The organism is Streptomyces albidicamelliae (assembly GCF_025642175.1).
Taxonomy (GTDB): Bacteria; Actinomycetota; Actinomycetes; order Streptomycetales; family Streptomycetaceae; genus Streptomyces; species Streptomyces albidocamelliae.
The window spans coordinates 1144843-1169589 of record NZ_CP106795.1; the positions used below are offsets into that span (position 1 = coordinate 1144843).

12 protein-coding genes are annotated in these 24747 nt (G+C 73.4%); 1 reads left to right on the forward strand and 11 read right to left on the reverse strand.

Annotation, left to right across the window (positions count from 1 at the left end):
* Positions 1-105: 105 nt before the first annotated feature.
* Positions 106-447 carry a transglycosylase family protein gene (locus N8I86_RS05505; protein WP_274535926.1) on the reverse strand — a complete coding sequence of 114 codons (342 nt, stop codon included), beginning with the start codon at positions 445-447 and terminating at the stop codon, positions 106-108.
* A 296-nt stretch (positions 448-743) separates the two neighbouring features.
* Here N8I86_RS05505 and rox point away from each other — a divergent pair, with 296 nt between their 5' ends.
* Positions 744-2180: a rifampin monooxygenase gene (gene rox / locus N8I86_RS05510; protein WP_263277254.1), complete on the forward strand. Its 1437-nt coding sequence runs from the start codon at positions 744-746 to the stop codon at positions 2178-2180.
* Between the two features lie 61 nt (positions 2181-2241).
* Here rox and N8I86_RS05515 read toward each other — a convergent pair whose 3' ends face one another.
* The 10 genes from N8I86_RS05515 to N8I86_RS05560 all read right to left on the reverse strand — a co-directional run bounded on the left by N8I86_RS05515 (position 2242) and on the right by N8I86_RS05560 (position 24724).
* A complete protein-coding gene (locus tag N8I86_RS05515) occupies positions 2242-3039 on the reverse strand; it encodes a 4'-phosphopantetheinyl transferase family protein (protein ID WP_073894680.1) in 798 nt (265 codons plus the stop codon).
* Between the two features lie 60 nt (positions 3040-3099).
* On the reverse strand, positions 3100-4416 hold the full coding sequence (locus N8I86_RS05520) for an MFS transporter (protein ID WP_073894681.1): 1317 nt from the start codon (positions 4414-4416) through the stop codon (positions 3100-3102).
* On the reverse strand, positions 4413-5954 hold the full coding sequence (locus tag N8I86_RS05525) for an argininosuccinate lyase (RefSeq protein ID WP_263277255.1): 1542 nt from the start codon (positions 5952-5954) through the stop codon (positions 4413-4415). The genes N8I86_RS05520 and N8I86_RS05525 overlap by 4 nt, the downstream gene beginning before the upstream one ends.
* Entirely contained in the window at positions 5951-7210 is a 1260-nt protein-coding gene (locus tag N8I86_RS05530) for an ATP-grasp domain-containing protein (protein WP_263277256.1), read from the reverse strand. Before N8I86_RS05530 ends, N8I86_RS05525 begins: the two co-directional genes overlap by 4 nt.
* On the reverse strand, positions 7207-8265 hold the full coding sequence (locus tag N8I86_RS05535) for a PLP-dependent cysteine synthase family protein (RefSeq protein WP_185091474.1): 1059 nt from the start codon (positions 8263-8265) through the stop codon (positions 7207-7209). Before N8I86_RS05535 ends, N8I86_RS05530 begins: the two co-directional genes overlap by 4 nt.
* Before the next feature lies 1 nt (position 8266).
* Positions 8267-9184, reverse strand: a complete 918-nt coding sequence (locus N8I86_RS05540) for a GHMP family kinase ATP-binding protein (RefSeq protein ID WP_263277257.1) — start codon at positions 9182-9184, stop codon at positions 8267-8269.
* Between the two features lie 276 nt (positions 9185-9460).
* Positions 9461-10918: an alpha/beta fold hydrolase gene (locus N8I86_RS05545; RefSeq protein ID WP_404830785.1), complete on the reverse strand. Its 1458-nt coding sequence runs from the start codon at positions 10916-10918 to the stop codon at positions 9461-9463.
* A gap of 14 nt (positions 10919-10932) precedes the next feature.
* Positions 10933-11637, reverse strand: coding sequence for an AMP-binding protein (locus N8I86_RS05550; RefSeq protein ID WP_263277259.1), 705 nt, complete (start codon positions 11635-11637; stop codon positions 10933-10935).
* An 8-nt stretch (positions 11638-11645) separates the two neighbouring features.
* Positions 11646-16574, reverse strand: a complete 4929-nt coding sequence (locus N8I86_RS05555) for a non-ribosomal peptide synthetase (RefSeq protein WP_263277260.1) — start codon at positions 16572-16574, stop codon at positions 11646-11648.
* On the reverse strand, positions 16571-24724 hold the full coding sequence (locus N8I86_RS05560; protein ID WP_263277261.1) for a non-ribosomal peptide synthetase: 8154 nt from the start codon (positions 24722-24724) through the stop codon (positions 16571-16573). The genes N8I86_RS05555 and N8I86_RS05560 overlap by 4 nt, the downstream gene beginning before the upstream one ends.
* Positions 24725-24747 lie beyond the last annotated feature (23 nt).

The following is a 24747-nucleotide window of genomic DNA, read 5'->3' on the forward strand; positions in this document are numbered from 1 at the left end:
TTCGTGGGCGGAAAGGCGCGCGCCGGGTGCCGGTCCTCCCGGCCACCGCGCGTGCCCGCCCCTACCGGTGGCCTTCCCGGTCGGGGGCGCGGCGCGCGGCGCCGGTCAGGCGCAGCCCCACGCGGACATTCCCTGAATGGCGGCGAGACGGCCGGCCACGGCGATCTGTTCCCGGCGCGTGGCCAGGTCGGCTCGGCTCGCGTACTTCAGACCGCCGGCCGCCACCCAGCTGGACTGCCTGAACTGCAGCCCGCCGAAGTATCCGTTGCCGGTGTTGGCCCGCCAGTTGCCCCCGGACTCGCACGCGGCGATGGCGTCCCAGTCCGCACCGAAGGGGCTGAAGGGCAGGGCGGTCGCCGCGGGCCCGGTGGCGAGGGCCGCGACGGCGGACAGGGAGAGGAAAGCCGTGCGCAGTCCTCGCGGAGAGGTGCGACGGCTCCCGGTCACGGTGAAAGGGTTCGGACGCAACATGCACGGACTGTTACATAGCATTTACATCTCGTAGTGGTGGCGCGCCGCGAGGGCGGCGGGAATTTCCTCGGCCGCGAAAGCCACCGGGACAAAGGGTTGGACGGGCGAAGGCCGGGCTTGTAGCTTGCGGCTGTCCGTGACACCGCCCGAGGAGGTGAGACCCATGACCGCTGTATCGCTGTGGGTGCTCCCCCTTGCCGTCACGGCCGGGCGATCGACGTAGGTGTCGCCGGAGTGCCCCGCCCACCAGGCACTCCCGAAAGGCAACACCTGTGTTCGATGTGATCATCGCCGGCTGCGGGCCGACCGGCGCCATGCTGGCCGCTGAACTGCGGCTGCACGATGTGCGGGTACTCGTCCTGGAGAAGGAGACCGAGCCCGTGTCGTTCGTGCGCGTGGTCGGTCTGCACGTACGCAGTATCGAGTTGATGGCCATGCGCGGACTGCTGGACCGCATGCTCGAACGCGGACGGCGGCGTCCGGCGGGCGGGTTCTTCGCCGCCATCGACAAACCCGCGCCGAAGGACCTGGATTCCGCGCACGCGTATCTGCTGGGCATCCCGCAGCCGGTCGTCGTGCACCTGCTCGAAGACCATGCGGTCCGGCTGGGCGCAGAGGTCCGGCGCGGTGCCGCGGTGACCGGCCTCCGGCAGGACGACGACGGTGTGACCGTCGAACTGGCCGACGGCGAACAGCTGCGCTCGCGCCATCTCGTCGGCTGTGACGGCGGGCGCAGTACCGTGCGCAAACTGCTCGGCGTCGGCTTCCCCGGCGAGCCCTCGCGGACCGACACGCTGATGGGCGAGATGGAAGTGGGCGTGCCGCAGGCGGAGGTCGCCGCCAAGGTCGCCGAAGTCCAGCGGACCTGCAGGACCTTCAGCCTCAGGCCCTTCGGCGCTGGGGTCCATCGCGTCGTGGTCCCCGCGGCGGCGGTCGGTGAGCGCGCGGAACCGCCCACCCTGGAGGACTTCAGGGAGCGGCTGCGGGCGGTCGCCGGAACCGACTTCGGCGTGCACTCCCCGCGCTGGCTGTCCCGCTTCGGTGATGCCACCCGGCTGGCCGAGCGCTATCGGGTCGGGCGGGTGCTGCTGGCCGGCGACGCGGCACACATCCATCCGCCCACCGGCGGACAGGGCCTCAACCTCGGTGTCCAGGACGCGTTCAACCTCGGCTGGAAACTGGCGGCTCAGATCCGGGGCTGGGCGCCGGAGTCACTGCTGGACACCTACCAGGCCGAACGCCGTCCGGTCGCCGAGGACGTACTGGACAACACGCGCGCCCAGACGGAACTGCTGTCCACCGAACCGGGCCCGCGGGCGGTGCGCCGGCTGCTCACCGAACTGATGGACCTCGACGAGGTGAACCGCCGCCTGATCGAGAAGATCACCGCCATCGACGTCCGCTACGACTTCGGCGACGGCCCCGAAATGCTCGGCCGCCGCCTGCGTGACATCGACGTGGCACGGGGCCCGGAACGCGGCCGCCTCTACGACCTGCTGCACCGCGGCCGGGGACTGCTGCTGGACCGCACCGGACGGCTGACCGCAGGCGGCTGGTCGGACCGGGTCGACCACCTCGCGGATCCCACCGCCGCACTGGACGTTCCGTGCGTCCTGCTGCGCCCCGACGGCCATGTCGCCTGGGTCGGCGACGACCAGCGGGACCTGGACGACCGTCTGAGCCGCTGGTTCGGCCGGCCCGCCCGCTGACGGTCGGCCGGCTGCAGGGCCCTCGCGGCCCGGCAGCCGCGTGCCGGGCCGGTGTTCCGCGTCAAGGCTCCGGTGCTTCCGGTGGGGGTCCGCCGCGGATGTCGTGGTCCGACAGGCGGTTCACCCGCGGCACGGGTGCCGTCAGCCTGCCGTGCACGGCGACGGCCGCCGCGTAGCCGCGGTCGACGGGGACGTCGAGAAGGGTCCAGCCGGCGGGCGGATACGGGCCGTCCGGCTGCCCGGAGCCCACGTAGTCGGCCGCCGGGTCCCGGCCCAGGCCGGTGCCCAGGCCCTTGAGGTACGCCTCCTTGCGGGTCCACAGCCGGGCCAGCGCGCGCGGCCGGCGCATGGGCGGCAGCGCCTCGATCTCCGCCCGCTCGGCCGGGTGCAGCATGGCGGCGAGTTCGGCGGCGCCGGCCGGATCGGCGATCAGGTCCACGTCGACGCCGATCGGCGCCACCGCCGTGCCCATGAGGACGAGATCGCCGCGGTGGGAGAGGGAGAAGTGCAGCTCGCGGGTGGCGCCCAGCACGGTCGGCCGGCCGTGCGGGCCGCCGCAGCACGGGCAGGTCTCGCGGCCGTAGCGGATGTCCTGCGGCCGGGTGCCGAGGTAGGTGCCCAGCAGGCGGCGCAGCGCCAGATGGGCGGCGGTGAAGCGGATCCGGTCGCCGCCGTGGGCCAGTTCGGCGGCGCGCCGCCGTTCCGTCGCGTCCAGCACGGTCGGGTCGAGTCCCGCCCCCCGGACGTCGGGGACCCTGAGCAGCCAGAGGTCCAGGGAACCGGGCCGGGGCAGTGCCAGCCCCGGTGGCGCCGCCGCGTGCAGCAGGGTGCCGCTCGCGGGGGCTGGGGAACCGCTCATGGGATCACTCACCGGACCCCTCCTGTTCGATGACGATACGCGGGCCGCCGCCGGGGCGGCTCAGCTCCGTCCGAGGGCGCCGACCGGCCGGTCCTGGACCTCGGGTGGTGTGGGTGGTTCGGTGGGCAGGTCGCGGTGCGCGCGCAGGGGCCCCGCCAGGAGCAGCGCGGAGCTGACCGCGAGGCCTCCGGTGAGCAGCCACAGCGCGGGCCGCACCCCGAGGGTGGCGCCCAGGGCACCGCCGAGCAGCGAACCGACGGGGATGGCACCGAAGTTGGCGACCGACATGCTCGCCGTGATCCGGCCCAGCAGGTGTGGTGGGCAGTACTGCTGGCGGAACGTGCCCTGGACGACGTTGGCGGACACCACACCCAGGGCGAGGATGCCCCCGCCGAGGGCGAGCAGGACGACCCGCCAGCCCGGTTGGGCCAGCGGCACGAGCAGCCCGAACGGCGCGGTGGCGAACTTGCACAGCAGCATGCCGCGGGCGGAGCCGAAGCGGCGGGAGAGCGCGCCGGCGACGACGGCGCCGAGCAGCCCGCCGACGCTCGCGCCGGCCAGCAGCCAGCCCACCGCGGCCGCCCCGACGCCCAGGTCGCGTACGAGGAAGACGGTGAGGAGGGCCTGGTAGCCGGTGAGGAGCAGGTTGGTGACGGTGCCGTACGTCGTGAGGACGCGCAGGTACGGGTCGCGCACCGTGTACCGGAGGCCGTCGCGCACGTCCTGGCGCAGTGCCCGGGGTGCCGCGGACGTCTCCGGACGGGGTTCGGACCTGCGGATGCCGAGCAGGCAGAGGGTGGAGACGAGGAAGGTCGCCGCGTCGACGAGGAGGCCGCTGACCGCTCCGAACAGTCCGGCCAGCATGCCGCCGCCACCGAGTCCGGCGAGCTGTGCCGCGGACTCGCTGCCCTGGAGTCTGGCGTTGGCCTCGGCGAGGTCCTCGCGCTCCACGACGGACGGCAGGTAGACGCGGTAGGCGATCGAGAAGAAGACGTTCGCCAGGCCGGTGAGCAGGGCGACCACCAGGAGCTGGGTCATGGTCAGCGCGTCCAGCCAGGCGGCGGCGGGCACGCTGGCCAGCAGCACCAGTGAGCCCAGGTTGCACACCAGCATCAGCGGGCGGCGCGGCAGCCGGTCCACCCAGGCGCCGGCGGGCAGTCCGACCAGCAGCCAGGGCAGCCAGGCCGCCGCGGCCAGCGCGCTCACCCAGAAGGTGCTCGCGTCGAGGGTGACGACGGCGACCAGGGGCATGGCGACACCGGTGATGTTGCTGCCGAACCGGCTCGCGGTCTCCCCCGCCCACAGCAGCCGGAAGTCCCGTTGCCGCAGCAGTCCGCCCCGGGGCCGTGGTGCGGTGGCTCCGGTGGACGCGCTCATCGGTCGGCCACCACCTTGGCGACCTCGTCGGTCAGCCGGGCGGCGGCGTCGGCCCAGCGTGTCCGGCGGGCAGCGAACTCCTGCTCCGCGGAGGCGAGTTCGGAGCGTGCCTGGATGAGGGCGGCGTCCGGCGCGGTGCCGCCGGGACCACCGCCGTGGGCGCAGGCGGCGGCCACCGTCTCCGGGTCCAGCCAGTCGGCGGGGTATCCGGCGGCGGCGCCGGCCACGTCGGGCTGCGTACGGGACGCCTCGGACAGCGGGAGGCCGCCGTCCAGGGCGGCGAGGACGGTCTCCCCGACGAGATGGTGCGCGGTGCGGAAGGGGATGCCGTCCACGACGAGGCGTTCGGCGAGGTAGGTCGCCGAGGTGAAGCCGTCCCGGGCCCGGGCGCGCATGCGGTCGCGGTCGGGTTCGGCACCGGCGACGACGAGCCGCAGCAGGGTCGCCGCCTCCTCGGTGCCGGCGAGGCCGGGCCACAGGTGGCGTACGGCCTCGGTACCGACGGCGATGGCGTTGGTGTAGCCGGCGGTGGACATGGCGGTGGCGGCTCCGGTGAAGCCGGCGAGGGCGGCGGACGAGCGTCCCTGGATGTGCTCCAGCAGGAACGGGTTGCGCTTCTGCGGCATCATCGAGCTGGAGCCGACCAGGTCGTCGGCCATCCGCAGCAGCCCGAACTCCTCGGTGGTCCACCAGGTCAGATCGCGGGCGACCCGGGCCATGAGCACGCCGAGGACGGCCGAGGCGGACAGCATCCGCAGCGCGAAGTCCCGGGAGGCGACCGCGTCGACGGAGTTCGGCGTGGCGGCGGTGAAGCCGAGGAGTTCGGCGGTGCGGGCCGGGTCGACGGGCACCGAGGTGCCGCCGACGGCCCCCGCGCCGAGCGGGTTGACGTCGATCTCCCGTCCGGCGTCGAGCAGGCCGGCCGCGGAGCGCAGTACGGCGCCGGCGACCCCGCACAGGTAGTGGCCGTAGGAGATCGGCACGGCGGGCTGGCCGTGCGTGTAGGCGGGCATGACGACGTCGCGGTACCGCTCCGCCCGGTCGAGCAGGACCCCGGCGAGGGCCAGGACCTCGTCCAGCAGCCGGGCGTAGGGGGCGCGCGCCCGCAGCCGTACGGTGGTGGCGTTCAGGTCGTTGCGGGAGCGTCCGGTGTGCAGCACACCGCCGGTCCGCTGGCCGAGCCGGTCCACGAGCCAGCCCTCGTAGGCCAGGTACAGGCCGCGGGGCATCGGGCGGTCCCGGACGGGCTCGAAGTCCGCGGCGCGCAGCGCGTCGATGGTGCCGAGCAGCGCGCCGGCGCGGCCCGCGTCGACGATGCCGCGCTCGGTGAGCATCACCAGGTGCGCCCGGTCCACCTCGCTGATGAGCCGCAGTTCGCGGCCGGTCGGATCGTCGGCGCCGGAGCCGGAGCCGTACTGGTCGTAGACGATGCGGTGGGCGGTGGCGTCGAGAGCGGTGCGCAGCCGCCCGGTGTCCACTCCGCCGGTGTCCGGTGCCGCGCCGGGGACGGCGTCGGCGGCGTTCGGGGTCGTGCTCATACCGGCATCGCCTCCCGTGCCGGGGCGTGCTCCAGGGCGGTGGCCAGGCCGAAGGAGAGCGCGGTGTCGGCCGCCCGCGCGGACTCCCGCGGGGTCGCTCCGGCGGTGATGACGTGCCCGAGCCGGCCGCGGAAGTCCTCGGCCGGTCCGACACGGGTGCCGGGCGTGCGGTACAGGGCGGCGTCCACGACGCCGGGCACGGCGCGGGCCGCCGCCTCGGCGGCGTCCGTGTCCCCGAGGACGGCGTCGGCGCCGGCGGTGAGGAACCGGATCGAGGCGGCGCCCGCCGCGCCGGCCGCGTCGGTGAGGTCGACGGGCAGGCCGAGGCCCGCGCGCACCTGGGCGCCGACCAGGTCGACACCGCGGGCGCGGCGCACCAGCTCCGGGATCATCCCGCCGGCCAGCCGGGGATTGACCTCGATGACGCGGGCCACACCCGCGTCGAGGCGGAGTTCGACGTGGGCCGCGCCCCAGCCCAGGCCGAGCGCCTTGACGGCGTGCACGGCACTGTCGACGAGGGCGGCGGCGTCGGCCGCGGCCGGCACGGCCGGCACGTCGTGCCCGGTCTCCACGAAGGCGGGCGGTGCGCCGACGTGCTTGGCGACCGTCACCACGGCGTGCTCGCCGAACACCTCGACCGAGAACTCGGGACCGGTCAGGTACTGCTCGACGAGGACGCGGGAGGGTGTGCTCAGCCCGCGCTCGTTGACCGTCGCGGCCAGCAGTCCGCGCGCGTGGACGGCGACCTCACCGGTGTCCCGGCACAGGCGGACGCCCAGACTGCCCGAGCCCTGGACCGGCTTGACCACCACCGGACCGCCCCGCCACTGGGCGGCGGCGACCGCCTCGGCGACCTCCCCGGCCACGGAGAACCAGGGGACGGGCACGCCCGCCTCGGCCAGGGTGCGGCGCTGCACGGACTTGTCCCGGCAGGCGCGTACCGCGTCGGCCGACGGCCCGGGCAGCCCGAGCCGCGCCGCGAGGTCCGCCGCGGTGGCGACGTAGTACTCGGAGCTGGAGAGCACACCGGCGATCCGCTGCCCGGCGGCGAGCCGCTGTACGGCGGCCCACAGGGCGTCGCCGTCCGCGGTGTCGACGACCACGGTGCGCAGCTCGTCCTCGGCCGCGTAGGGGTAGCGGCCGGGGTCGGCGCTCAGCAGCACGGGCTCGGCGCCGAGGGCGCGGGCCCGCTGGGCGAACTGGCGTCCGGTGCCGGTGGTGTTGGACTCGACGAACAGCAGCAGTGAGGTGTTCATGCGCCTGCCTCCGGCATCATCACGTCGTCGAATCCGCGGCGGGCCCAGACCAGCCGGGCCCAGGCGGGCGGGGCGTCGAGCGGGTGCTCGACGGTCACGGGGCCGCCCGGGGCGGGGGCCGGTTCGATGCCCTGCTCGCGCAGCCAGTCAGTGTTGTAGACGGTCGACTGGTAGCGGTAGCCCTCGTCGGGCAGCACCATGAGGACCTTGCTCCCGGGGTTGCGGGCGGCCCACCAGGAGGCGACCTGGAAGGAGGCGCCGCTGGTGGGGCCCATGAACAGGCCGTGGGTGCGGAACAGTTCGTGGGTGGCGTGGAAGGCCTCGGCGGCGGTGACCCAGTGGACCTCGTCGTAGGCCGCGTGGCGCACGTTGCCGGGGTGGATGCTGCTGCCGAGGCCGCGCAGGGTGCGTGGTCCGTCGGGGGTGCCGAAGATGATGGAGCCGTGGGTGTCCACACCGACCAGGTGCAGGGCCGGGTCGGCGGGGCGCAGCGCGGCGGCCAGGCCCCCGGTGGAGCCGCCGGAGCCGACCGGGCCGACCAGGCAGTCCACGGAGCCGATGGTCTCGCCGACGAGTTCGGCCACGGCCGCGTAGGCGCCGGGGTTGTCGGGATTGTCGTACTGTCCCGGTACGAAGCTGTCGGGGTGGAGCCGGCGGAGTTCCTCGACCCGGGCCAGCCGGGCGCCCTGGATGCCGCCGGGCTGGCCGGCGTACTCGACGATCTCGACGGTGGCGCCCAGCATCTCCAGCCGGGTGCGCAGGTCCCGGTCGATGGCGGAGTCGCCCACGATGGTCAGGTCGTAGCCGCGCAGCCGGCACACCATGGCCAGGCCGAGCGCGAAGGTACCGGACGAGGTCTCGATGATCCGGGTGCCCGGCCGCAGCTGCCCGGCGGCCTCCGCCCGGTCGACGATGAATCGCGCGGGCAGCAGCTTCATCAGGCTGAAGGCCGCCGCGTAGAGGTTCTCGGTCACCTGGATGATGCGGGGCAGTTCGGTGGCGTCCACCACCGAGTCGTGCACCCGCGCGGCGCCCGCGATCGTGGTCGTAGTCATGTCAGTCACCCGTCGTGAAGATCCACTGCTCGTGGATGCCGATGTTGTGCAGGAGTCGCCGGCCGTGCTCGGTGCGTGCCTCGATCTCGGGGTCGTCGCGGTCGTAGAGGAGTCCGGCGATGTCTCCGCTGTGCGCGGTCTGGATGCCGAGGGCGCCGGTCTCCCGCTCGATGGCGCGCAGGCCGTCCAGGAGCGGGATGGGCAGATGCCGTTGGTTGATCTCGGTGCTGGCCGAGGCCACCGCGCCGACCAGCGCGACGTCCTTGGTGTGGATGGCCTCCCGCAGCATCGCCTGCAGTTCGGCGAAGACGCCGATCTCCGTGCTGTCGTAGCGGGCCGGCGGGAAGGCCAGGGTGTCGACGCCCTTGCCCTCGTTCTCGGGCCGGGAGCCGAAGCCCAGGACGCGCAGGGCGGGCATCCGGTAGCCGAAGTCCTCGATGACCCTGCCCTCGCGCTGCGCGAACAGCACCGAACTCTCCTTGAACATCAAGGAGTCGGAGGCCGTCTCGGCGCACACCGCGATCCGTGCGGTCTCCTCGGGCGGCAGCGGACGCACCAGAGCGTCCTGGACGGCCCAGATCGCGGCCAGCACGTCACTGGTGGAGGAGCCGAAGCCGCGGCACAGCGGGACGTCGCCGGTCAGTTCGAGGTGGCCGCCGACCGGCCGGTCACCGGGCGGGACGCAGGCCTCCACGGCGAGTTGCGCGGCGCGCCGCGCCTTGGTCTTCCAGGCCGGGGAGACGGTCAGTTCCTCGCCCCGGGCGGGCATGAAGGACGCCTGGGTGGTGTGGACGGTGCAGGGCATCGTGACCAGCCCCCGGGTGAGCTGACCCTGGTGCGGAAAGACGCCCTGGAGAATTTCGCCGTGATGTATCGGCGCGGAAGCGACGCCGACGCGCCAACCGGAATGATCCACCATGTCCTTGACTTCCTCTGGGGGCCGGACCGGACCGCTCACTGGGCCTGGCCGATCATGCGGACCCCTTCACGCTAGGCAGCGGCGGGGCGCGGATCCGGCTGGTGAAGCGGCAGTATGCGGGCAGTTCGCCGCCGCGGCACCGGAAGCGGGACACGGACGGGCCGGCCGGCGGGCCCGAACTCCTCTACGTGTGGCTGCTGTCGGGGCGCCTCCGGGCATGCGGCGGGGCCCGTACGGCACTGGGTCGGCCGTACGGGCCCCTGGGGGCGGGGTGCGTCAGATCCGGGCCGGCCGCAGTCGGCGGGCGAGCACCTCCCCGATCGTCCGCAGCGGCTCCGCCTCGGTCATCCGGGCATGCTCGCAGTCGACGGCGAACTCCTCGACCCGGCCCGTCACGTACGGCGCCCAGGCCGCCGCGCCGGACTGTGCCGCCGGTGTGCCCGTCGCGTCGAAGAACAGCGCGTCGCCGCCGTACCGGACGTCCGGCACGTACCGGTAACGCATGCGCAGGTTGTCGAGGGTGGCCGCCACCACGGCCGCCGCCTGGGCCTGGTCAAGACCGGCGAGCACCGGGTCCGACCGCCTAAGCGCCTCGGCGAGTTCGGCGACGTCCGGGGCGGTGTCCGCGCAGCGCACCGGCACGGATGCGCCCCGGCTGCCGAGCAGGGCGGTCAGTACGTGCCTGCCGTCGACCTCGGGCGCCCGGAACCCGTCGGGCAGCGGGTAGGCGTCGAGCAGGGCCAGCAGGGCCACCTCCTCGCCGGCCGATTCCAGCCGGGCGGCGACGGCGTGGGCGACGAGTCCGCCGAAGGACCAGCCGAGGAGGTGGTACGGGCCGTGCGGCTGGGCCTCGCGGATCTCCGCCAAGTAGTCGTCCGCCATCTCCTCGATGGAGTCCGGCGCTCCCTCGGTGCCGCCGAGACGGCGGGCCTGGAGGGCGATGACCGGCCGGTCGGCGTCGAGGTGCGGCAGCAGTCCGGCGTAGCCCCAGCTCACTCCGGACACGGCGTGGAAGCAGAAGAGGGGTGCCTCGCCCGCGTCGCGTCCCCTGGCCGCCCTGATGGGCAGCACGGTGTCGAGGGGGTTGCCCCCGCTGCCCGCCGCGATGTGCTCGGCGAGCAGGGCCGGTGTGGGGCTCTGGAACAGGTCCCGGATGGTGATCCGGGTGTCCCAGACGGTGCGGATGCGGCTGATCAGGCGGGTGGCGAGGAGGGAGTGTCCGCCGCGGTGGAAGAAGTGGTCGTCGATGGTGACGGAGGGCAGGGCGAGGGTGTCGGCGAAGAGGCTGCACAGGATCTCTTCGGCCGGGTTGCGCGGAGCCCTTCCCTCCGACACGGCGGTCAGGTCGGGTGCGGGCAGGGCACGGCGGTCGAGCTTGCCGTTGACCGTCCGCGGAAGCTCCTCCAGCACCACGACGGCCGAGGGCACCATGTACTCGGGCAACCGCGCAGCGGTGTGCCGCAGCAGAGCAGCGCTGTCCGCCCCTTGGGCGACCACGTAGGCGACGAGGCGCTTGTCGCCGGGGCGGTCCTCGCGGACCACGGCCGCCGCCTGCCGCACCTGCGGGTGCGAAGCCAACGCCGCCTCGATCTCCCCCGGTTCGATACGGAAACCACGCAGCTTGATCTGCTCGTCGCCCCGCCCCAGGTACTCCAGCGCCCCCTGCTTGTTCCACCGCGCCAGGTCACCCGTGCGGTACATCCGCGAGCCGGCCGGACCGTGCGGGTCCGCCACGAACCGGTCCGCACTCAAGCCCGGCTGACCGATATAACCGTGCGCCAGACCATGACCCGACACATACAGCTCACCCGGCACACCGGCGGCACCAACTCCAGGTTCCCGTCCAGCACATAGGCGTGCTTGCCGAACAGGGGACCACCGACCGGGATGCTCGCCGCTCCCTCGGCCGTCCCCGGCTCGATGGTGAACGTCGTCGTGAAACCCATGCTCTCCGCGGGCCCGTACCCGTTCAGCAGACGCAGTCGAGGGTGTGCCTCCAGGGCGCGGGCGACATGGGCCGGCGAGGCCGCCTCCCCCGCTGTCATGGCCTCGCGGATCTGACCGAAGACGGCGGGGTGTTCGTCGAGCATGTGGTTGAACAGGCTCGCCGACATCTGGAGCGTCGTCACCTCATGACGCTCCACCAGCTCGGCGATCTGATGCGGATCCGTGTGCTGACCGGGCTGAAGCACGCATCGCCCGCCGTGCAGCAGCGGCCCGAACACCTCCAGCGCGAACGCGTCCCACGACACCGGGGAACACTGCAGGAACGTCTGCTGCGGACCGAAGGCCAGATAGTCCGGGCCCACGAACGTCGCCGCCAGCGCCCGGTGCGAAGCCGCCACCCCCTTCGGCACACCCGTCGAACCCGACGTGAACATCACACACGCCACCGACTCCGGCGACCCACCCGTCTCCACCGCCGCACCCGACACGCCACTGATCTCCACCACCTCACGCGTCAGATCGATGACACCGCGTCGGTACGCAGCACGGGCAGGTGGGACTGCGTGATCACCGCGACCGCTCCGACCTGCTCCAGCACCTTGTTGAGGCGTTCCTGGGGGAACTGCGGATCCAGCATGGTGTAGCCGGCACCCGCCTTCAGCACCGCCAGCATGGCGGCCACCATGTGCGGCGAACGCTCCACGTGCACACCCACCAGATCACCCGGCCGCACCCCCCGACCCGACAGATACCGGGCCAGACGATTCGACCAGACGTCCAGTTCGCCGTACGTCACCTCCTGGTCCTCGAAGAGCAGCGCCACGGCCTCCGGTGACCGTGCCGCCTGCCCGGTGAACAGCCCGTCCAGGCCGAGTCGCGGGGCCTGGGTGCGCGGCCCGGACCAGTGGGCGAGGCGTTCCTGCTCGTCCTCGGTCAGCAGGTCCAGGGCGGAGACGGGCAGGTCGGGGGTGGTCACGGCGGCGGTGAGGAGGCGCACCAGCCGTCCGGCGACGGATGCGGCGGTGTCGCGCTCGTACAGGTCGGTGGCGTACTCGACGGTGATGTCCAGCCCGTCCGGGCTCCCGTCGGCGCCGCGCCGCTCACCGAACGCGAAGGTCAGGTCGAACTTCGCGACGCTGATCTCCGGGGTGACGAACCGTGCGGTCACGCCCGCGAGTTCAGGTTCGCCCACCGTCGTGTCGCCGACGGTGAGCATGACCTGGAACAGCGGATGCCGGGACGCCGAACGCTCGGGGTTGAGCACCTCGACGAGCCGGTCGAACGGAAGGTCCTGATGAGCCCACGCGGCAAGATCCGTTTCCCGCACCCGGGCCAGCAGCTCACGGAAGGTGGGATCACCACCCACATCCGTCCGCAGGACCAACGTGTTGACGAAGAACCCCACGAGATCGTCGAGGGCCTCGTCCGTACGGCCCGCGACCGGCGAACCGATCGGGACATCCACACCGGCACCACACCGCGCCAGCACGGTCGCCACGGCGGCCTGGGCGACCATGAAGACGGTGGTTCCGGTCTCGCGCGCCAGCCCGGTCAGCGCGGCGTGCGTGGACGCCGGGCAGGACAGGGTCAGGGTCGCGCCCTGGTACGAGGCGACGCCGGGCCGCGGCCGGTCCGCCGGCAGCGTCGCCTCCTCCGGGAGGTCCGCCAGCGCCTCGCGCCAGAAGTCGAGTTGGGGGTGCTGCTCGTCCGCCAGCAGCTGCTGCTGCCAGAGGGTGTAGTCGGCGTACTGCACCGGCAGTGGCGCCCACCGCGGCGCGGCCCCCTCGGTGCGGGCCGCGTACGCCGTGGCGAGGTCGTGGAAGAAGGGGGCGTTCGACCAGCCGTCGGACGCGATGTGGTGCATCACCACGACGAGTACGTGCTCCTCGGCCGGCAGCCGCAACAGAGCCGCTCGCACCGGGAGTTCGGCCGCCAGGTCGAGGACCTTCGCGCTCTCCCCGGCGAGCAGTCCGGCCAGGGTGTCCTCGGTGGCCGGGACGACCGGCAGGGGCACGTCGACACCGTCGGCGGGCAGGACGAGCTGGTACGCCTCGCCGTCCTCGACCCGGAAGACGGTGCGCAGGGCCTCGTGGCGTACGACGACGTCGGTGAGGGCGCCGCGCAGGGCGGTGGTGTCGAGCGGGCCGCTGAGACGGAGTGCCAGGGGGATGTTGTAGGTGGCGGACGGGCCTTCCATCTGGTCGAGGAACCAGAGCCGTTGCTGCGCGGAGGACAGCGGCAGCCGTTCGGGCCGCTCCCCCGCCACCAGTGCGGGGCGCCGCTGGTCACCGCTGCTCGCCTGGATCAGCTCGGCGAGCTGGGCCACGGTGGGGTGCTGGAACATGTCGCGGACGGTGATCCGGACCCCGAAGGCGGTGCGGATGCGGCTGACGAGCCGGGTGGCGAGCAGGGAATGCCCGCCGAGCCGCAGGAAGTGGTCGTCGATGGTGACCGAGGGGCGGCCGAGGACGTCGGCGAACAGCCCGCACAGCACCTCTTCCGCGGGGTCGCGCGGGGCGCGGCCGCCGCTGTCGGCGCTGAGGTCGGGTGCGGGCAGGGCCCGGCGGTCGAGCTTGCCGTTGACCGTCAGGGGCAGCGTGTCGAGGACGACGAAGGCGGCCGGGACCATGTAGTCGGGCAGCGCCTCGCCGGCGTGACGGCGCAGGGCCGCGAGATCGACGGGGGTGTCTCCGTTGCCGACGACGTAGGCGACGAGGCGTTTGTCGCCGGGCCGGTCCTCGCGGACGATCACCGCGGCCTGGGCGACCGAGGCGTGGGCGGCCAGCGCCGACTCGATCTCGCCGGGTTCGATGCGGAAGCCGCGCAGCTTCACCTGCTGGTCGGCACGGCCCAGATACTCGATCTCACCGTCCCGCGACCAGCGCACCAGGTCGCCCGTGCGGTACATCCGCGAGCCGGCCGGACCGTACGGGTCGGCGACGAACCGCTCGGCGGTCTGGGCGGGGCGGCGCAGATAGCCGCGGGCCAGCCCGGCGCCCGCTATGTACAGCTCGCCCGGGACACCCGGGGCGACCAGATTCAGGTGGTCGTCGAGGACGTGGAGAGCGGTGTTGTCCAGGGGGCGGCCGATGGGCAGCGCGCCCGGGTAGTCGAACGGGCTGCGGATCGGGTGGGAGGTGGCGAAGGTGGTCGTCTCCGTGGGGCCGTAACCGTTGACGATCCGCAGGCCGGGGCAGACGTCCATGACCCGCCGCACCGCCTCGGGAGGCACCACGTCGCCGCCGGTCCACACCTCGCGCAGCCCGGCGAACGCGGCCGGGTCCTCCTCCGCGACCAGCCGGAACAGACCGACCGTCAGCCACAGTCCGGTGACGGACTCCTCGGTGAGGACGGCGGCCAGGGTGGCCGTGTCGAGGACGCCGGCCGGTGCGACGGACACGGTCCCGCCGGTCAGCCAGGGCACCCACAGCTCGAAGGTGGAGGCGTCGAAGGTGTGCGGGGAGTGGAAGAGGACACGGCGGTGCGCGGTCCCGGTCCAGCGGTGGTCGAGGGCGAGTTCGGCGACATTGCGGTGGGTGACGGCGACACCCTTGGGCACGCCGGTCGAACCGGAGGTGAACATGACGTACAGCCACTGGTCCGGGTGGACGGGCACCTCGGGGGCGGTCGCCGGGTGCCCGTCGGTCTCGGCGTCGGCGGTGAGGTCGTCGACCAGCAGGACGCGGGTGTCACCGGCCTCCGTGACGATCTCGTGGTCGGCGAGGTGCGGGTCCACCAGCAGGAGCGGCGCGGCGGTGTCGGCGAGGATGCGGGTGAGGCGGGAGGCCGGGTCGACGGCGTTGAGGGGTGCGTAGACACCGCCCGCCTTGACGATGGCCAGCAGGGCGAGGACCAGGTCGGCGGAGCGTTCCATCAGGACGGCGACGACGGTCTCCGGGCCGACGCCGAGGCCCACGAGGCGGTGCGCGAACCGGTTGGTCACGGCGTCGACCTCGGCGTACGTGTAGCCGCGGCCGGCGTGGGAGAGGGCGACGGCGTCCGGGGTGCGGGCGGCCTGCTCGGCGAAGAGCACGGCGAGGGAGGCGTCCGGCACGGGGGTGGTGCGGCCTCGCCAGGTCTCCAGCAGCAGGGTGCGCTCGGCCGGGTCGAGCAGGTCGAGTCCGGACAGCGGGGTGTCGGGGTGGGCGGCGGCCTCGCCGAGCAGCCGCAGCAGCCGGCCGAGGAGCGCCTCGACGGTCTCGGGGTCGTACAGGTCGGTGGCGTACTCGGCGGTGATGTCGAGGCCGGCGGGGCGGCCGTCGGGGGTGAGGTGCTCGTCGAAGCCGACGGTGAGGTCGAACTTGGCGGTGCGGGTGGCGGAGTACTCGGCCCGCGTCCGCAGTCCCGGGAACTCGGCCCCCGGGTCGGTGGAGCCGGCCTGGACCAGGGTCAGCATGACCTGGAAGAGGGGGTGACGGGCTCCGCTGCGCTCGGGGTTGAGGGCCTCCACCAGCCGGTCGAAGGGGAGGTCCTGGTGCGCCCAGGCGGCGAGGTCGGTCGCCCGCACGCGCTCCAGCAGCTCCCGGAAGGTCGGGTCGCCGCTCACGTCGGTGCGCAGCACGAGGGTGTTGACGAAGAAGCCGACCAGGTCGTCGAGGGCCTCGTCGGTGCGGCCGGCGACCGGGGATCCGACGGGGACGTCGGGTCCGGCGCCGGAGGCGGCGAGCACGGTCGCGAGGGCGGCCTGGGCGGCCATGAAGAGGGTGGCGCCGCTCTCCCGGGCCAGGTCGGCGAGGGCGGTGTGCGTCGCGGACGGGCAGTGCACGGTGACGGTGTCGCCGCGGTAGGAGGCGACGGCCGGGCGGGGCCGGTCCGCGGGCAGTGTCGCCTCCTCCGGGAGGTCGGCCAGCTGCTGCTGCCAGTAGGCCAGTTGCCGGTTCATGAGGCTGTCCTCGTCGTCCGGCTCGCCGAGCACCTCCTGCTGCCAGAGGGTGTAGTCGGCGTACTGGATCTCCAGCGGCTCCTGGCCGGGTGCCCGGCCCTCCGTGCGGGCCCGGTAGGCGTGGGCGAGGTCGCGCAGCAGGGGGGCGACGGACCAGCCGTCGGAGGCGATGTGGTGCATGACGACGAGCAGGACGTGCTCGCGCTCGCCGAGCCGGATGAGCCGCGCCTGGAGGGGCAGGTCGGTGGCGAGGTCGAAGACGTGGGCCGACTCGGCGGCGAGGACGTCGGCGAGGGTGTCCTCGCCGGCCGTCAGGACGGGCAGGGCGGGCCGTGCGTCCTCGGCGGGCAGGATGTGCTGGTACGGGGTGCCCTCGCGCTCCGGGTAGACGGTGCGCAGGCTCTCGTGCCGGGCGACGACGTCCGCGAGGGCCGCGGTCAGCGCCCCGGTGTCGAGGTCGCCGGACAGGCGCAGGGCCAGCGGGATGTTGTAGGTCGCCGAGGGGCCCTCCAGCTGGGCGAGGAACCACAGGCGCTGCTGGGCGTACGACAAGGGGATCACTGGGAGGCTCCCATCCGGCGCATCGGCCGCAGCTTGGGGCGCGCGCTCTCGGCGCGGTCGAGCCGCTCCGCCAGCCTGGCCACGTTCGGGTTCTCGAAGAGGGCGGGGACCGGGAGTTCGGCCCCGAGGACGGTGCGGATCCGGCTGACGAGCCGGGTGGCGAGCAGCGAGTGCCCGCCGAGGCGGAAGAAGTCGTCGTCGACGGAGACGGACGGCAGGCCGAGGACTTCGGCGAACAGGCCGCACAGGACTTCCTCGCGCGGGTTGCGCGGTGCCCGGCCGCCGCTGCCGGCCGAGACCGGGGGCTGGGGCAGTGCGCGTTTGTCGATCTTGCCGTTGACGGTCAGCGGCAGGGCGTCCAGGGGCATGAAGGCGGCCGGGACCATGTAGTCGGGCAGGCGCTCGCTCGCGTGGGCGTGCAGCGCGTCGAGGTCGACGGGGGTGTCTCCGTTGCCGACGACGTAGGCGACGAGGCGTTTGTCGCCGGGCCGGTCCTCGCGGACGATCACCGCGGCCTGGGCGACCGAGGCGTGGGCGGCCAGCGCCGACTCGATCTCGCCGGGTTCGATGCGGAAGCCGCGCAGCTTCACCTGCTGGTCGGCACGGCCCAGATACTCGATCTCACCGTCGCGGGACCAGCGCACCAGGTCGCCCGTGCGGTACATCCGCGAGCCGGCCGGACCGTACGGGTCGGCGACGAACCGCTCGGCGGTGAGCGCCGGCCGGTCCAGGTAGCCCTGGGCGAGTCCGGTGCCGGCGATGTACAGCTCGCCGGGGACCCCGGGGGCGACCAGTTCCAGGTGCTCGTCGAGGACGTAGAGGCGGGTGTTGTCCAGGGGGCGGCCGATGGGCAGCGCGCCCGTGTAGTCGAACGGGCGGTGCAGCAGGTGCGAGGTGGCGAAGGTGGTCGTCTCCGTGGGGCCGTACCCGTTGACGACCTGGAGGCCGGGGCAGACGTCCATGACCCGCCGCACCGCCTCGGGAGGCACCACGTCGCCGCCGGTCCACACCTCGCGCAGCCCGGCGAACGCGGCCGGGTCCTCTTCCGCGACCAGCCGGAACAGGCCGACCGTCAGCCACAGTCCGGTGATGGCCTCCTCGGTGAGGACACGGGTGAGCGCGGCGGTGTCCAGCAGGCCGGGCGGGGCGACGACCAGGGTCCCGCCGGACAGCAGCGGCACCCAGAGCTCGTAGGTCGTCGCGTCGAAGGCGAGCGGCGAGTGCAGCAGGACCCTGCGGTGGGCGCCGCCGGTGAAGCGGTTGTCGGCGGCCAGCTCGGTGACGTTGCGGTGGGTGACGGCGACGCCCTTCGGCACGCCCGTGGAGCCCGAGGTGAACATCACGTAGGCGAGCTGGTCGGGGTGGACGGTGACCTCGGGGGCCGTGTCGGGCGCGGAGCCGGAAGGGTCGGTCACAGACAACGCGCGGGCCCCGTCGGGCAGTTCGAAGCCGGTCAGGTCTCGGTCGGTGAGGAAGACCCGCGCGCCGGACATCCGTACGACGAGGTCGATGCGGTCCTTCGGGTAGCGGGTGTCCAGCGGCACGTACACCGCGCCGGCCTTGACCACTGCGAGGATCGCGACGACCGCCTCCGGTGAGCGCTCCTGGAAGAGGGCCACCCGGGAGCCGGGCCGCACTCCTTCCGCGATCAGCCGGTTGGCCAGCCGGTTCGCGCGCCGGTCCAGTTCCGCGTACGTCAGCCGCTGGGTGCCGTGGGAGAGGGCCACGGCGTCGGGTGTGCGGGCGGCCTGTTCGGCGAACAGCTGCGGCAGTGCCGCGGCGGGCGTGCTCCGCGGGGTGCCGTGCCAGGTGTCGAGCAGCCGGGTGCGCTCGTCGTCGGCCAGGACGTCGAGGGCGCCCACGGGGACGTCGGGGGTGTCGGCCGCGGCCCCGAGCAGGCGCACCAGGCGTGCGGTGACGGCGGACACGGTCGCCGGGTCGTACAGGTCGGTGGCGTACTCGACGGTGATGCCGAGTCCGGCCGGGCCGCCGTCGGGGGCGCGGTGCTCGTGGAAGGTGAAGGTGAGGTCGAACTTGGCGATGTCGAGGTCGGTGAACTCCGACTCGGCGCGCAGACCGGGCAGTTCGGGTACCGGGCCCGCGGCGTCGGTGACCGAGAGCATCACCTGGAAGAGCGGGTGGCGGGCGGCGGACCGCTCGGGGTTGAGGTCCTCCACGAGCCGGTCGAACGGCACGTCCTGGTGGGCCCAGGCGGCCAGGTCGGTCTCCCGTACCCGGTCGAGGAGTTCGCGGAAGGTCGGGTTGCCGCTGACGTCGGTGCGCAGCACCAGGGTGTTGACGAAGAAGCCGACCAGGTCCTCCAGGGCCTCCTCGCCGCGGCCCGCGACCGGGGAGCCGATCGGGACGTCGCTGCCCGCGCCGGAGCGTGCCAGCAGGGCCGCGGTGGCCGCCTGCGCCACCATGAACAGGGTGGTGCCGCTCTCCCGGGCGAGTGCCGTGAGCGAGGCGTGCAGGCCGGCGGGGCAGCGCACGGTCAGGGAGGCGCCGCGGTAGGAGGCGGTGGCGGGCCGTGCCCGGTCGGCGGGCAGTGTCACCTCGTCGGGCAGCCCGGCCAGCACCCGCCGCCAGTGGTCGAGCTGCCGCTCCTCGTCCGCGGCGAGCAGGGCCTGCTGCCACAGCGCGTAGTCGGCGTACTGGACCGGCAGCGGCTCCCAGCCGGGCGCCGCGCCGGCGACCCGGGCGGTGTAGGCGGCCGCGAGGTCCCGCATGAGGGGCGTGTTGGACCAGCCGTCGGAGGCGATGTGGTGGGTGACGAGCAGGAGTACGTGCTCGTCGTCCCCGACCTGCACCAGGTCGGCGCGTACGGGCAGTTCGCGCGCCAGGTCGAAGGTGGTGGCGGACAGGTCGCGGAGCACCGCCGGCAGTGCCTCCCGGGTCGCGGGGATGAGCGCCAGCGTGGGCCGGGCGTCCTCCGCGGGCAGGATCTGCTGGTACGGGGTGCCCTGGTCGGCCGGGAAGACGGTGCGCAGCGCCTCGTGCCGGGCGACGACGTCCCCCAGGGCGAGGTGCAGCGCGTCGGCGTCGAGTGTCCCGGTGAGCCGTACGGCGAGCGGGATGTTGTAGGTGGCGGAGGGGCCCTCCATCTGGTCGAGGAACCACAGCCGCCGCTGGGCCGCCGACAGCGGCACCCGCTCCGGCCGCTCGCCCGCCACCAGGGCCGGCCGCCGGTCCGTGTCGCCGGTGTCGGCGAGGAACAGGGCGAGCCGGGCCACGGTGGGGTGGCGGAACATGTCCCGCACCGACACCTGGGAGCCGAGGGTGCGCCGGATCCGGCTGACGAGGCGGGTGGCGAGCAGGGAGTGGCCGCCGAGGCGGAAGAAGTCGTCGTCGATGGAGACCGCGGGCATGCCGAGCGCGTCGGCGAACAGTCCGCACAGCACCTCTTCGACGGGGGTGCGTCCCTGCCGGCCGCCGGGTCCGGTGCCGAGCCTCGGTTCCGGCAGGGCACGGCGGTCGAGCTTGCCGTTGGCGGTCAGCGGGAGCAGGTCCAGCTCCACGAAGGCGGCCGGGACCATGTACTCGGGCAGGGCGGCGCCGGCGTGCCGGTGGAGGGCGTCGGTGTCGACGCGGCCGTCACCGGCGGCCACCACGTAGGCGACGAGGCGTTTGTCGCCGGGGCGGTCCTCGCGGACGATCACCGCGGCCTGGGACACCGAGGCGTGGGCCACCAACGCGGTCTCGATCTCGCCGAGTTCGATACGGAAACCCCGCAGCTTCACCTGCTGGTCGGCACGCCCCTCGAAGACGACCTCACCGTGCTCGTTCCACCGCGCCAGATCCCCCGTCCGGTACATACGCTCACCCGCCGGACCGAACGGATCCGCGACGAACCGCTCCGACGACAACCCCGGGCGCCCCACATAACCCCAGGCGAGGTGACTGCCGGCCACGTACAGCTCGCCCACCACACCCGGCACCACCGGACGCAGACCCTCGTCCAGCACATACATCCGGGTATTGGCCATCGGCACACCCAGGTGCAGCCGCTCCACCGACCGCTCCTGCGGACCGAACACCTGGTAACTGCAGAACACCGTCGACTCGGTCGGACCATAGGCATGCACCACCGTCGTCTCCGGGCACTCCTCCAGCACCCCCCGCAACGCCGGCGCGGAGAGCACGTCCCCGCCCGTCCAGATCTCCCGCAGCCCCGCCAGCGCACCCACCGCCTCCGACGCCATCGCGTCGAACAACGCCGTCGTGAAGTAGACGGCGGTGATGCCGTGGCGGGTCAGGGCGTCGCCGAGTTCGGCCACGTCGACCTTGGTCACCGGCAGGATCACCGCGGTGCCGCCGCTGAGCAGCGGAACCCACAGCTCGTACGTCGATGAGTCGAACGCCAGCGGCGAGTACGCCAGCACCCGCGCATGCCGGCCCTCCGCACCCCACCACGGGTCCAGCGCCAGCTCCACCACATTGCGGTGCGTGTTCGCCACACCCTTCGGTGTCCCACTCGACCCCGACGTGTACATCACATACGCCAACTGGTCCGGATGCACCGGAACCTGTACGGCTTCGGCGTTGTCGTCCGGCACTGCCCGCACGTCGGGCGGCGGCAGCAGGGTGAGCCCCTGGGCCGGGGCGTCCCGGTCGGTGACGAGGAGTGCGGCGCCGGTGTCGGCCAGGATGAACGCCAGGCGCTCCGCGGGCTGGCGTGCGTCCAGCGGGACGTAGGCGCCGCCCGCCTTGAGGATGCCGAGGGCCGCGACGACGTACTCCGGCGAACGGTCGAGGAAGAGGCCCACGGCGGCCCCGGGGGCGACACCGCGGCCGGCCAGCAGGCGGGCGAACGCGTCGGACGCGCGGTCGAGTTCGCGGTACGACAGTTCGCGGTCGCCGCACACCAGCGCCACCGCGTCCGGCGTGCGCACGGCCTGCGCGGCGAACAGCTCGTGCAGCGCGCCCTCCGGCAGGGCGGCGGACGTGTCGTTGTAGTCGTCGAGCAGGGCGCGGCGCTGGGCGGTGGTGAGCAGTTCGATGTCGGCGACCCTGACGTCCGGGTCGGCGATCACGGCGTCCAGGACCCGCGTCAGCCGGTCGGCGGCCGTCTCGATGGTGGCGGGGTCGTACAGGTCGGTGGCGTACTCCAGGACGATGTCCAGGCCGTTCGGGTGGCCGGCACGGTCGCGGTGCTCGTAGAAGTTGACCGTGAGGTCGAACTTGGCGATGCCCAGGCCGGGTTGTCCGGTCTCGCTGCGGATGCCGGGCAGTGCGGGGGCGGGTTCGGCGGCTTCGGCCAGGGTGAGCATGACCTGGAAGAGGGGGTGGCGGGCGGCGGACCGCTCGGGGTTGAGCGCCTCGACGAGCCGGTCGAAGGGCAGGTCCTGGTGGGCCCAGGCGGCCAGGTCGGTCTCGCGCACCCGGTCGAGGAGTTCGCGGAAGGTGGGGTCGCCGCCCGCGTCGGTGCGCAGGACCAGGGTGTTGACGAAGAAGCCGACCAGGTCCTCCAGTGCCTCGTCGGTGCGGCCCGCGACGAGGGAGCCGACCGGGATGTCGGTTCCGGCGCCGGAGCGGGAGAGCAGGGCGACCGTGGCGGCCTGGACCACCATGAAGAGCGTGGCGCCGGACTCCCTGGCGAGGGCGGTGAGCGCCTGGTGGGTCTCGGTCGGGCAGTGCACGGTGTGGGTGGTGCCGCGGTAGGAGGCGACGGCGGGCCGGGGCCGGTCGGCGGGGAGGGTCGACTCGGCGGGCAGGGCGGCGAGCGCGGTGCGCCAGTGGTCGAGCTGCGTGTCCTCGTGCTCGGCGAGCAGGTCCCGCTGCCACAGCGCGTAGTCGGCGTACTGGACCGGCAGCGGCTCCCAGCCCGGCCGGCCGCCCTCCGCGCGGGCCGCGTAGGCGGTGCCGAGGTCCCGCATCAGCGGGGTGTTGGACCAGCCGTCGGAGGCGATGTGGTGGACCACCAGGACGAGCACGCTCCGGGTGGGTTCGAGCTGGAACAGCGCCGCGTGGAGAGGCAGTTCGGTCGCCAGGTCGAAGAGGTGCGCGGCTTCCCCGGCGATCCGGCCGGTCAGGTCGTCCTCGCTGACGGAGGCGACGGTCAGCGGCACGCTCACCTCGTCGGGGTCGGCGATGTGCTGCCGGGGTTCGCCGTCGTGCACGGGGTAGCTGGTGCGCAGCACCTCGTGGCGGGCGATCACGTCACCGAGGGCCTGCCGCAGCAGCTCCGGGTCGACGCTGCCGCTGAGGGTGACGGCGAGGGGGATGTTGTAGGTGGCGGAGGGGCCCTCCATCTGGTCGAGGAACCACAGCCGCCGCTGGGCCGCGGACAGCGGCAGGTGGTCGTCGGCGCGGGGGGCGACCGTGAGCTGGGGGCGCGGGGCGCGGCCGGCGCCGGTGGCGATGTGCTCGGCGAGGCGGGCGACGGTCGGGTACTGGAAGAAGTCCCGCAGGGACAGCTCGGTGGCCAGGGCGGTGCGTACGCGGCCGACGAGGCGGGTGGCGAGCAGGGAATGGCCGCCGAGGCGGAAGAAGTCGTCGTCGACGGAGACCGCGGGCACGCCGAGGATGTCGGCGAACAGTCCGCACAGCACCTCTTCGGCGGGGGTGCGCGGCGCCCGGCCCTCGGCGCCGCCGGCCCGGGGGGCGGGCAGGGCGCGGCGGTCGAGCTTGCCGTTGGCGGTCAGCGGCAGTTCGGGGAGGAGGACGAAGGCGGAGGGCACCATGTACTCGGCGAGGCGCTCGGCGCAGTGGTCGTGCAGGGTGTCGGCGTCGGCCTCCCCGACGACGTAGGCGACGAGGCGTTTGTCGCCGGGGCGGTCCTCGCGGACGATCACCGCGGCCTGGGAGACCGAGGCGTGGGCCACCAACGCGGTCTCGATCTCGCCGAGTTCGATACGGAAACCCCGCAGCTTCACCTGCTGGTCGGCACGCCCCTCGAAGACGACCTCACCGTGCTCGTTCCACCGCGCCAGATCCCCCGTGCGGTACATACGCTCACCCGCCGGACCGAACGGATCCGCGACGAACCGCTCCGACGACAACCCCGGGCGCCCCACATAACCCCAGGCGAGGTGACTGCCGGCCACGTACAGCTCGCCCACCACACCCGGCACCACCGGACGCAGACCCTCGTCCAGCACATACATCCGGGTGTTCGCCATCGGCACACCCAGGTGCAGCCGCTCCACCGACCGCTCCTGCGGACCGAACACCTGGTAACTGCAGAACACCGTCGACTCGGTCGGACCATAGGCATGCACCACCGTCGTCTCCGGGCACTCCTCCAGCACCCGCCGCAACGCCGGCGCGGAGAGCACGTCCCCGCCCGTCCAGATCTCCCGCAGCCCCGCCAGCGCACCCACCGCCTCCGACGCCATCGCGTCGAACAACGCCGTCGTGAAGTAGACGGCCGTGGCGCGGTGTTCGGTGATCGCGGAGGCCAGCTCGGCGATGTCCAGTTTCGGCGCGGGCAGCACGATCGCGGTGCCGCCGCTGAGCAGCGGGACCCACAGCTCGTACGTCGAGGAGTCGAACGCCAGCGGCGAGTACGCCAGCACCCGCGCATGCCGGCCCTCCGCACCCCACCACGGGTCCAGCGCCAGCTCCACCACATTGCGGTGCGTGTTCGCCACACCCTTCGGCGTCCCACTCGACCCCGACGTGTACATCACATACGCCAACTGGTCCGGGTGAACGGCGACTTCCAGGGGTGGGGCCTCCTTTGCCGGTTCGGTGACCTCGTCGGTGAGGCGCAGGACGGGCACGGTGCCCGCGAATTCGGTGGCCCGCTCGTCGCGGTCGGTGAGGAGGAGGACGGCGCCGGTGTCGGCGAGGATGAACGCGCGCCGCTCCTCGGGCTGCCGGGGGTCGAGGGGGATGTAGGCGCCGCCCGCCCTGAGGACGGCGAGGACGGCGACGACGTAGGCGAGGGAGCGGTCCTGGAACAGGCCGACGCTGTCGCCGGGGCGGACGCCCCGTGCCTGGAGGCGGTGGGCCAGGACGGTGGCGGCCGTGTCCAGTTCCCGGTACGACAGTTCGCGGTCGCCGCACACCAGCGCCACCGCGTCCGGCGTGCGCGCGGCCTGCGCGGCGAACAGCTCGTGCAGCGCGCCCTCGGGCAGCCGCACGGCGGTGCTGTTGTACGCGTCGATGTCGACGGCAGTGGCCTGGGCGGAGTGCTGGTGAGACATCTTCTCGACACCATTCTCGAAAG

Coding starts and splice junctions, on each gene's coding strand:
- N8I86_RS05515 (WP_073894680.1), bottom strand. CDS start 3,039: ATGAGCGGTTCCCCAGCCCCCGCGAGCGGCACCCTGCTGCACGCGGCG.
- N8I86_RS05540 (WP_263277257.1), bottom strand. CDS start 9,184: ATGGTGGATCATTCCGGTTGGCGCGTCGGCGTCGCTTCCGCGCCGATA.
- N8I86_RS05525 (WP_263277255.1), bottom strand. CDS start 5,954: ATGAGCACGACCCCGAACGCCGCCGACGCCGTCCCCGGCGCGGCACCG.
- N8I86_RS05520 (WP_073894681.1), bottom strand. CDS start 4,416: ATGAGCGCGTCCACCGGAGCCACCGCACCACGGCCCCGGGGCGGACTG.
- N8I86_RS05535 (WP_185091474.1), bottom strand. CDS start 8,265: ATGACTACGACCACGATCGCGGGCGCCGCGCGGGTGCACGACTCGGTG.
- N8I86_RS05530 (WP_263277256.1), bottom strand. CDS start 7,210: ATGAACACCTCACTGCTGCTGTTCGTCGAGTCCAACACCACCGGCACC.
- N8I86_RS05560 (WP_263277261.1), bottom strand. CDS start 24,724: ATGTCTCACCAGCACTCCGCCCAGGCCACTGCCGTCGACATCGACGCG.